This window comes from Streptomyces sp. NPDC002055, assembly GCF_040296705.1.
GTDB lineage: Bacteria > Actinomycetota > Actinomycetes > Streptomycetales > Streptomycetaceae > Streptomyces.
Genome location: NZ_JBEOXS010000113.1, coordinates 1 through 8,485, shown reverse-complemented (window position 1 = coordinate 8,485; position 8,485 = coordinate 1). Strand labels below are relative to the sequence as shown.

General features: G+C 72.8%; 8 protein-coding genes. 4 read left to right on the top strand and 4 right to left on the bottom strand.

The features are described 5' to 3' along the window. Positions 1 to 142 precede the first annotated feature (142 nt). Complete coding sequence (locus ABT112_RS34320) at positions 143 to 961, bottom strand: serine hydrolase domain-containing protein (protein ID WP_351515732.1); 819 nt, start codon at positions 959 to 961, stop codon at positions 143 to 145. Positions 962 to 1,156: 195 nt separating this feature from the next. On the opposite strand from ABT112_RS34320, the gene ABT112_RS34315 reads away from it, so the two are divergent. Together ABT112_RS34315 and ABT112_RS34310 are read left to right on the top strand one after the other, a co-directional pair. Beyond that, positions 1,157 to 1,636 carry a MerR family transcriptional regulator gene (locus tag ABT112_RS34315; protein WP_351515731.1) on the top strand — a complete coding sequence of 160 codons (480 nt, stop codon included), beginning with the start codon at positions 1,157 to 1,159 and terminating at the stop codon, positions 1,634 to 1,636. Further along, a complete protein-coding gene (locus tag ABT112_RS34310) occupies positions 1,633 to 2,667 on the top strand; it encodes an aldo/keto reductase (RefSeq protein ID WP_351515730.1) in 1,035 nt (344 codons plus the stop codon). Before ABT112_RS34315 ends, ABT112_RS34310 begins: the two co-directional genes overlap by 4 nt. Positions 2,668 to 2,780: 113 nt before the next feature. Here the strand turns inward: ABT112_RS34310 and ABT112_RS34305 are convergent, their stop codons facing one another. From ABT112_RS34305 to ABT112_RS34295, 3 genes are all read right to left on the bottom strand, one after another. Then, positions 2,781 to 3,692 (bottom strand): DUF4429 domain-containing protein, encoded by a 912-nt coding sequence (locus tag ABT112_RS34305; protein WP_351515729.1) that lies wholly within the window; start codon positions 3,690 to 3,692, stop codon positions 2,781 to 2,783. Between the two features lie 56 nt (positions 3,693 to 3,748). Next, positions 3,749 to 4,990 carry an alpha/beta hydrolase gene (locus ABT112_RS34300; RefSeq protein ID WP_351515728.1) on the bottom strand — a complete coding sequence of 414 codons (1,242 nt, stop codon included), beginning with the start codon at positions 4,988 to 4,990 and terminating at the stop codon, positions 3,749 to 3,751. Between the two features lie 120 nt (positions 4,991 to 5,110). Beyond that, complete coding sequence (locus tag ABT112_RS34295; protein ID WP_502975528.1) at positions 5,111 to 5,785, bottom strand: TetR family transcriptional regulator; 675 nt, start codon at positions 5,783 to 5,785, stop codon at positions 5,111 to 5,113. 116 nt (positions 5,786 to 5,901) lie between these two features. Between ABT112_RS34295 and ABT112_RS34290 the strand changes: the two genes are divergently transcribed. Together ABT112_RS34290 and ABT112_RS34285 are read left to right on the top strand one after the other, a co-directional pair. Then, complete coding sequence (locus ABT112_RS34290) at positions 5,902 to 7,503, top strand: MFS transporter (RefSeq protein WP_351515727.1); 1,602 nt, start codon at positions 5,902 to 5,904, stop codon at positions 7,501 to 7,503. 227 nt (positions 7,504 to 7,730) lie between these two features. Then, positions 7,731 to 8,153 (top strand): peptidase inhibitor family I36 protein, encoded by a 423-nt coding sequence (locus ABT112_RS34285; protein ID WP_351515726.1) that lies wholly within the window; start codon positions 7,731 to 7,733, stop codon positions 8,151 to 8,153. The last annotated feature ends 332 nt before the right edge of the window (positions 8,154 to 8,485 follow it).

The window sequence follows — 8,485 nt, the reverse complement described above, 5'->3', positions numbered from 1 at the left end:
GGCCCGTAAATATACGTTCCGGAACCCCCACCCCGGAGCCCCCACCCCCGAAACCCAAAACCACCCGCACCCGGCAACGACACCCGGCAACGACACCCGGCAACGACACCCGACACCCGGCAACGGCACCCAGCACCGAGGCTCAGCGGCCGGACGCCTCGCCCAGCACCGCGTCGGTGAACGCCGGCCAGGCCTCAACGGCCCAGGGCCCGAAGGCACGGTCGGTGAGTGCCACGCAGGCCAGCCGCGCGTCGGGGTCGACCCAGAGGAACGTCCCGGACTGGCCGAAGTGGCCGAAGGTCCGGGGCGAGGAGGCCGAGCCCGTCCAGTGCGGCGACTTGGCGGCGCGGATCTCGAACCCGAGCCCCCAGTCGTTCGGCCGCTGGTGGCCGTAGCCGGGCAGCACGCCCGCCAGGCCGGGGTGGACCACCGCGGTCGCCTCGGCGACGGTCCGCGGGTCCAGCAGCTGCGGCGCCTGGAGCTCCGCCGCGAACCGGACCAGGTCGGACACGGTCGACACGCCGTCCTTGGCGGGGGATCCCGGCAGGTCGGTGGCGGTCATGCCCAGCGGCGCCAGCACCGCCTGGCGCAGGTACTCGGCGAAGGGGATGTCCGTGGCCTTGGCGATGTGGTCGCCGAGAGCCTCGAAGCCGGTGTTGGAGTAGAGCCGGCGGGTGCCGGGCCCGGCCATGACCCGCTGCTCGTCGAAGGCGAGGCCCGAGGTGTGCGCGAGCAGGTGCCGCACCGTGGAGCCCTCGGGGCCCGCGGGCTCGTCGAGCTCGACGGCGCCCTCCTCGTAGGCGACGAGCGCGGCGTAGGCGGCGAGCGGCTTGGTGACCGAGGCGAGCGGGAAGCGGTGGTCGACCGGGCCGTGCGACCCGGCGACGCTGCCGTCGGCGCGGACGACGGCGGCCGCCGCTGTGGGAACCGGCCAGTTCTCGATCATGCTCACGCTCTGCATGGCCCGAGCCTAACCCGGGGCACCGGACGCCCGGCACCGGGCCGGGGAGCGTACGGAACCGGCCGGATCCCGGCCCGTTGGCCGGAAAACGCCGGTTGTTCGCGCTTGCTTGGAGTGCGCTCCAACTCTTTAGCGTTGACGTCGTCGAGAGGGCGTTGGCGCAACGCTGAAGACCTGCGAGGGACGGGGGACGGTATGACCGTGACGGAGGGGGTGCCCGCACGGGTGCTCCAGTGCACCGGGGCCGATGACCCGTATCCCCGCCCGGCCGGAGCGGACCGCTACACGATCAGCGAGGTCGCGGCCGTCACCGGCCTGACCGCGCACACCCTGCGCTGGTACGAGCGGATCGGGCTGATGCCGCACGTCGACCGGTCGCACACCGGCCAGCGGCGCTACCGCAACCGGGATCTGGACTGGCTCGCGTTCGTCGGCCGGCTCCGGCTGACCGGGATGCCGGTCGCGGACATGGTCCGCTACGCGGAGCTGGTGCGGCTGGGCGACGGCACCGTCGAGGAGCGGCGGGACCTGCTGCTGGCACACCGCGAGGACGTGCGGCGGCGGATCGACGAACTGGCCGACACCCTCGCGGTCCTCGACTACAAGATCGACACCTACGCCGGCGTGGCCGGCGCGGGAGCACCGGCGGAACGGATGAGTGAGGCAAGGCCATGAGCACGGACAACAACGGCAGGACCGACCGGATCGCACCGGTGGAGCTGGGCACCGGCGGCCCGCGGACCGGCGTCCAGGGCCTCGGCTGCATGGGGATGAGCTTCGCCTACGGCCCGACGGACGCCACCGAGGCGCGGGCCACGCTGGAGCGGGCGCTGGAACTGGGCGTCACGCTCTACGACACCGCGGACATGTACGGCCTCGGGGAGAACGAGAAGTTCCTCGCCCCCTTCGTGCGGGCGCACCGCGACGAGATCGTGCTCGCCACGAAGTACGGGATCGTCCTGGACCCGGACGACCCTTCGTACCGGGGGATCCGGAACGACCGGTCGTACCTCCGGGAATGCGTCGAGGGCAGCCTGCGGCGCCTCGGCGTCGACACGATCGACCTCTACTACATGCACCGGCGCGACCCCGAGGTGCCGATCGAGGAGACGGCCGGAGCCATGGCCGAGCTGGTGCGGGAGGGGAAGGTGAGGCATCTGGGGCTGAGCGAGGTCACCGGGGACGAGCTGCGCGCCGCGCACGCCGAGCACCCGATCGCCGCCGTCCAGTCGGAGTGGTCGCTGTTCAGCCGCGACGTGGAGGACACGGTGGTACCGGCCGCGGCCGAACTGGGCGTCGCCTTCGTGCCGTACTCGCCGCTCGGCCGGGGCTTCCTCACCGGTTCCTTCGTGAACGCCGACACCGAACTCACGACGGACGACTTCCGGAAGACCATGCCCCGCTTCACCGGGGACAACGCGGCGGCCAACGCCGAACTGCTGGCGCCCGTCCGCAGGATCGCCGAGCGGCGGGGCGCCACCCTCGGCCAGATCGCGCTCGCCTGGGTGCAGCAGCGGGCGGGGGCGCACGGTCTGCCGGTCGTGCCCATCCCCGGCACCCGGAAGCGCACCCGGATCGAGGAGAACACCGCGGCGACCCGGCTCGAGCTGACCGCGGACGAGCTCGCGCTGCTGGAGCCCATCGCGGGCCGGGTGGCCGGGACGCGCTACCCGGACATGCGGTTCACCTCGGCGGGCCGCGAGTAGCGGGCCGCGCGTAACCGGCCCTGCGTAACCGGCCCTGCGTAACGGGCCCTGCGTAATGGGCCACGCGGGGGCCCGCCGCACGGCGCCCCGGGGCGGCTCGGCCGCCCCGGGCCCTACAACTCGGCGAGCAGCTCCGCCTTCTTCGAGCTGAACTCGTCGTCCGTCAGGAGTCCCGCCTCGTGCAGCGCGCCCAGGTGCCGGATGCGGTCCGCGATGTCCGCCGGGTCGGGCCGGGCCTTGTCGGCGAGGGCCGACGGCGTGCGGGGCGCCGGCACGAGGCGGCCCTGCTCCGGCTCGGCGGCCCGGACGGCCTCCAGGACCGAGGCGGCGAACGGCAGCGACTCGTGCACCAGTCCGTAGCCGAGGCCGAAGACCACGGCCGCCGGGTCCTGGTCGGCCGCACCGGGCCGCGGGTCGTGCGCCGCGCAGCCGGCGGCGTCCGGCGCCGCGCGGCGGACCAGCCGCAGATGCCCGTGCAGCACCTCGGGCGAGCGCCAGTCCACGCTTTGAAGCTCCTGCACCGTGAAACTCTGGTCCCCGGCCTTCCACTTGGCGGAGGAGGCGCCCGTCCAGAACCAGCGGAACGAGACCGCGCTCCCGTTGAAGTGCGCCTTGCCGTCGTAGGCCTTGAAGCTCATCGGGGGCGGCGGCGCCGTCACCAGGTACCGTTCGGCCGGTTCGGCCGCGTGCTCGCCGAGGGCGGAGCGCATCGCGTCGGCGTAGTACTCGGCGAGCGTCTCGCGCTCGGCGGGGAGCACCAGCCGGTACGGGTCGCAGCCCGGCTTGAGCTGTCCGTCGGCCACGTCCATCAGCGGGTCGGCGCCGGGCCGGGGCACGGCGCGCAGCGCCACCGTTCCCCGTCTGCCGTGCGTGAGCTCCACCGACGCCAGCGCCTCGTAGGGAATGCGTCGCTCGCCGAGCACCTGGAACAGCTTCGGCGTGCGGATCCCCCGTTCGAAGCGGATGAGCACGGAGTCCGTGTCGAACTCCCAGACGGTGTGAAAACCGGCCAGCACATCACCCATGCGGCTCATCGTATGCGGCGGTCGCCCGCCCGTCCCCCTTTGCTGCGCTACGCGCGTCAAACGTCTTCGGGTGCTGTGGTTCCGGAGGTGCACGAGGCCGTCGCGCCCTGCGCACAGGTGATCGATCCCAGTGCGCCGACGCCGATCTCGGCGAAGTTCTCCAGGCTGTCGGTGCCCGGCTCGAAGTACCCGGCGTGCCCGACGGCCCGGTCCGCGGAGATCACCCGGGCGCCGAAGCCCGCGGACACCGGGTCGGCGCCGTGGCCCAGCTCGCCGATCTCCAGGTTGGGCACGTCCCGGATCCAGTCGTCGGAGTCCCGGGTGGCCCAGACGCGGGCCCGGGTGCCGAGCCCGGAGTAGCTCTCCGCCCGCATGCCGGGGCTGCCCGCCACCGCGATGTCGGTGACCTTCGGCGACAGGTCGCGCGCGGCGACGCCGCAGACGACCGAACCGTAGCTGTGGCAGAACAGCGAGACCCGGTCGGCGCCGCCCGGCAGGGAGTCGACGAGGGCGCGCAGCCGTACGGCGCCGTCCTCGGCGAGTCGGCCGGTCGCGGCGTCCACGCCCAGTCCGGCCGGGGCCGTGTAGTCCGCCCAGGCGATCACCGCGGTGCGCGCCATGGGCTGCTCGGCGCGCTCGGCGTGGTAGAGCGAGCGCGCCATGCCGACCGGTGCCCGGTTCTTCTGCTGGGTGCGCTCGAACGTGGTGAGGTTCGTGTCCACCCCGGGCACCACGACCGAGACCTGGCGGGCCCGCGAGAGGTCACCGAAGACCTCGGCGGCCCGGCCCTGCCCGGTCGGGTCGAAGGCCAGGATCTGCCGGTCCTTGCCCATCATCGAGGTGAACCGGTTCATCAGCCGGCCGGCCTGCCGCCGGCCGTCCGGGGTGAGCCGGCGGTCCTTCATCCGCTCCTTCGCCGTGTCCCGGGCCTCGTCGAGCGCGATCCGGTTGGCCCGGTAGCGCAGCTCGACCGGGGCGCCGCCGAGATTGCCGACGACCAGGGGATAGCGCTGAGCGAGCTCGGCCCGCTGCTTCGGCGTCAGCGACCCGAAGAAACCGGCCACGGCTCCTCGCCCGGCCTCCGGGTCGGGGAGCTCGCGCCCGTCGATGGAGCCCTCCTCCCAGGCGGTGAGTGCCGCCTGCCGCGGCCCGGGGTCGGGCCGGTGGTGGCGGACGGCGGTCCAGCCGGTGGTCGCGAGCAGAACGAACACCACGGCCAGGGCGAGCACCGCACGCCATGCAGGGGAGTCGCCGAACCAGGTGGGGGTGGAGGAGCCGAGCTCAGGGAAAGAAGACACTGCGGGACACCCTAGGAGAAGCGGAGGGCGGCCCGTGCAGGGCGTGACCGAGATCACGTTTCATTGGGGTGCAATGAGTGTCACATCGGGCGCTATCGTCGGCACGATGTCCCGTGACGGCTACGGACCGTGAGGTCGCCAGTCTCCGGCGAGCGCCGGCCCGATCCGGTCCAGGTAGCTGACGGTGACGGCGCGGAGGGCCTCGATGCTCACGTCCTCGCCCGCCCCCCAGAGCTGCCCGGTCAGCCGCATCACTCCGCCGAACGCCGCCACGAGCACCCGCGGCCGCGGGTCGGCCTCGATGTCCAGCCCCTCGCGCCGGGCGACCTCCTGGGCCAGGCGCTCCTCCATCTCCGTCGAGCGCCGCAGATGGACGGCGAGCAGGGCGGGGGTCGACTCGATCGTCCGGTACATGCGCAGGTACAGCTCGGGCGGCACGGTCTCGCCGATGGCCCGGTCGATGCTGTCCCACACGAACATGACGGCGTTGCGCAGTGCGGTCAGCGGCGCCTCGTCCGCGGGGCGTTCGTTCAGGGCCGTGAGGAAGTAGGACTCGGCGGCGTCCTGGAGGGCGAAGGCGACCTCTTCCTTGCTGGCGAAGTACCGGAAGAAGGTCCGCTGTGAGACCTCCACGGCCTCGGCGATCTCGTCGACCGTCGTCCGCTCGTACCCCTGGGTGGTGAACAGCTCCAGCGCGGAGCGCATCAGGGCGTTCCGGGTGCGCAGCTTCTTCAGTTCCCGCAGGCCCGTCGGTGGTGGTGTGTCCCCGGCGGGCGCCGGCTGATCGAGCGTCACGTGTCGGCCCTCTTTCTGCCGCGTTCTCGCTGCTCACCCTACCTGTGTGCAAGGTGACAGCCACCGACTCATGAATCTGTTTGTCATTTGTCAGACGCTGACATTAGCCTCCGAACATGACCTCTCAGACCACCGTCGCCCGTGCGGCGACGGACCATCCCGTCACGGAGCCCCGCACGGGGCTGCGGGGCCACCCCTGGCTGACGCTCTTCGCCGTCGCCATCGGGGTGATGATGGTCGCGCTCGACGGCACGATCGTCGCGATCGCCAACCCCGCGATCCAGTCGGACCTCGGCGCATCGCTCGCCGACGTGCAGTGGATCACCAACAGCTACATGCTCGCCCTGGCCGTCGCCCTGATCACGGCCGGCAAGCTCGGTGACCGCTTCGGCCACCGTCAGACCTTCCTGATCGGCGTGGCGGGCTTCGCCGCCGCGTCCGGTGCCATCGGGCTGTCCGACAGCGTCGCGGCCGTCGTGCTCTTCCGGGTGTTCCAGGGGCTCTTCGGCGCGCTGCTGATGCCCGCGGCCCTGGGCCTGCTCCGGGCCACCTTCCCGGCCGAGAAGCTGAACATGGCCATCGGCATCTGGGGCGCGGTGATCGGTGCCTCCACCGCCGCCGGCCCGATCATCGGCGGCCTGCTCGTCGAGCACGTCAACTGGCAGTCGGTGTTCTTCATCAACGTGCCCGTCGGCCTGATCGCGGTGGTGCTGGGTGTGGTGATCCTCAAGGACCACCGGGCCGAGAACGTCACGAAGTCCTTCGACATACCCGGCATCGTCCTGCTGTCGGGAGCGATGTTCTGCCTCATCTGGGCGCTCATCAAGGCCCCTGAGTGGCACTGGGGCTCGTCCCGGACGCTGCTCTTCCTCGGCCTCGCGCTCCTCAGCTTCGTGCTGTTCGTCGTCTGGGAGGCCAAGGCCCGCGAACCGCTGCTGCCGCTGCGGATGTTCCGCTCCGCGCCGCTCTCCGCCGGCACCGTGCTGATGGTGCTGATGGCGTTCGGCTTCATGGGCGGGCTGTTCTTCGTCACCTTCTACCTGCAGAACGTGCACGGCATGACGCCGGTCGACAGCGGCCTGCACCTGCTGCCGCTCACCGCCATGATGATCGTCGCCTCGCCGGCCGCGGGCGCCCTCATCACCAAGGTGGGCCCGCGCATCCCGCTGGTCGGCGCCATGGTGATCACGGCGGTCGCGCTGTTCGGCCTCTCCACCCTGGAGGTCGGCACCGGCACGGGCCTGATGTCGCTCTGGTTCGCGCTGCTGGGCCTGGGGCTCGCCCCGGTCATGGTCGGCGCGACCGAGGTGATCGTCGGCAACGCCCCGATCGAGCACTCCGGCGTGGCCGGCGGACTCCAGCAGGCCGCCATGCAGGTCGGCGGCAGCCTCGGCACGGCGGTGCTCGGTGCGGTCATGGCGGGCCGCGTGGACGACACGCTGCCCGGCAACTGGGCCGACGCCAAGCTGCCCCCGGTGCCGGAGAGCCAGATGGGCAAGCTCGCCGACGCGGTCTCCGTGGGCGCGGCCCCGGTCCCGAAGGGCACCCCGCCGCCGATCGCCGAGAAGATCACCGCCGTCGCCCATGACACGTTCGTGTCGGGCATGGGTGTCTCCTTCGTCGTCGCCGGGTGCGTCGCCGCCGTGGCGGCCCTGGTCGCCGTCCTCACCAAGCGCGGCGAGAACGCCGAGGCGGGAGCCGGGGGAGCGCACCTCTGATCCCGGTGCCGCCCGTCGGCGGCTCCCGCGGCCGGTGCGTCCCCCGCACCCTCCGAGCACCTGTCAACAGCCCTGCCGGGCCCGCCCGGCAGGGCTGTCGCCTATCCGGGTGGCATCGGCGCCCAGCCCTTGGAGCGGCGGCGGGGCTGCGCGAGGCTCACGGCGAGCCCGCCGGGCGGCGGTCACGGACCGCCGACTGCCCGGCACTGTCACGGGGAGTGATCCAGATGCGCATGACACGGCGTACCGCCGTCCTGGCCGCCGCCGCCACCACCGCCGCGGCCGCGGCCCTGCTCGTCCCGGCCGGCCCACCGGCCGTGGCCGGACCGCCGGCCGCCCCCGGCCGGGCGGCCCCCACCGCGGGACCGCCCCTCGGCGACTGCGCCGCGGGGCAGCTCTGCCTCTGGCGGAAGGGCGACTTCCGCGGCGTCCGGCACACCTACGAACTCTCCGGCACCGCCATCGAGAGCTGCGTCCCCGTCCCGCGCGGCGCCGCGCTCTCGCTGGCCAACCGGACCGGCCGGCCCGTCACCGGCTACCAGTCCGCCGCGTGCGAGGAGACCGGGGAATTCGACACGTATCCGGGCGGCGGCAGTTGGGTGCCCCAATCGCCCTACCAGGTGCGGGCGTTCAAGATCTGGGAGCGCTGAGCGCCCGGACCGTCGTCCGGTTCATGCCGACGCCGTGTCTGGAAGCGGCTGTCGGGGGTAGCCGAAGGAGAAGCCCGATACGGCCGGACCCGAGGAGGGACGATGGCTGGTTTCGGACACACCCGTGAGCGCGGGTACCTCCGTTCATGCGGCCGGATGGGGTCGCGGGGCGGGCCGGACCGCGCGACACCCGGGACGACCGGGAGGGCCCGCGGCAGCGCGGGGCCCCGGCCGGCGCTAGGGCGTGTTTCGAAAGTAGCGTCGTCCGCCCGAAGGGCGGGGCCGGAGGTGTCCGGTGCGTGCGATCGCAAGGCGGAGGGAGGAGAGCGCAG

Coding starts and splice junctions, on each gene's coding strand:
- ABT112_RS34320 (WP_351515732.1), bottom strand. CDS start 961: ATGCAGAGCGTGAGCATGATCGAGAACTGGCCGGTTCCCACAGCGGCG.
- ABT112_RS34315 (WP_351515731.1), top strand. CDS start 1,157: ATGACCGTGACGGAGGGGGTGCCCGCACGGGTGCTCCAGTGCACCGGG.
- ABT112_RS34310 (WP_351515730.1), top strand. CDS start 1,633: ATGAGCACGGACAACAACGGCAGGACCGACCGGATCGCACCGGTGGAG.
- ABT112_RS34305 (WP_351515729.1), bottom strand. CDS start 3,692: ATGGGTGATGTGCTGGCCGGTTTTCACACCGTCTGGGAGTTCGACACG.
- ABT112_RS34290 (WP_351515727.1), top strand. CDS start 5,902: ATGACCTCTCAGACCACCGTCGCCCGTGCGGCGACGGACCATCCCGTC.
- ABT112_RS34285 (WP_351515726.1), top strand. CDS start 7,731: ATGCGCATGACACGGCGTACCGCCGTCCTGGCCGCCGCCGCCACCACC.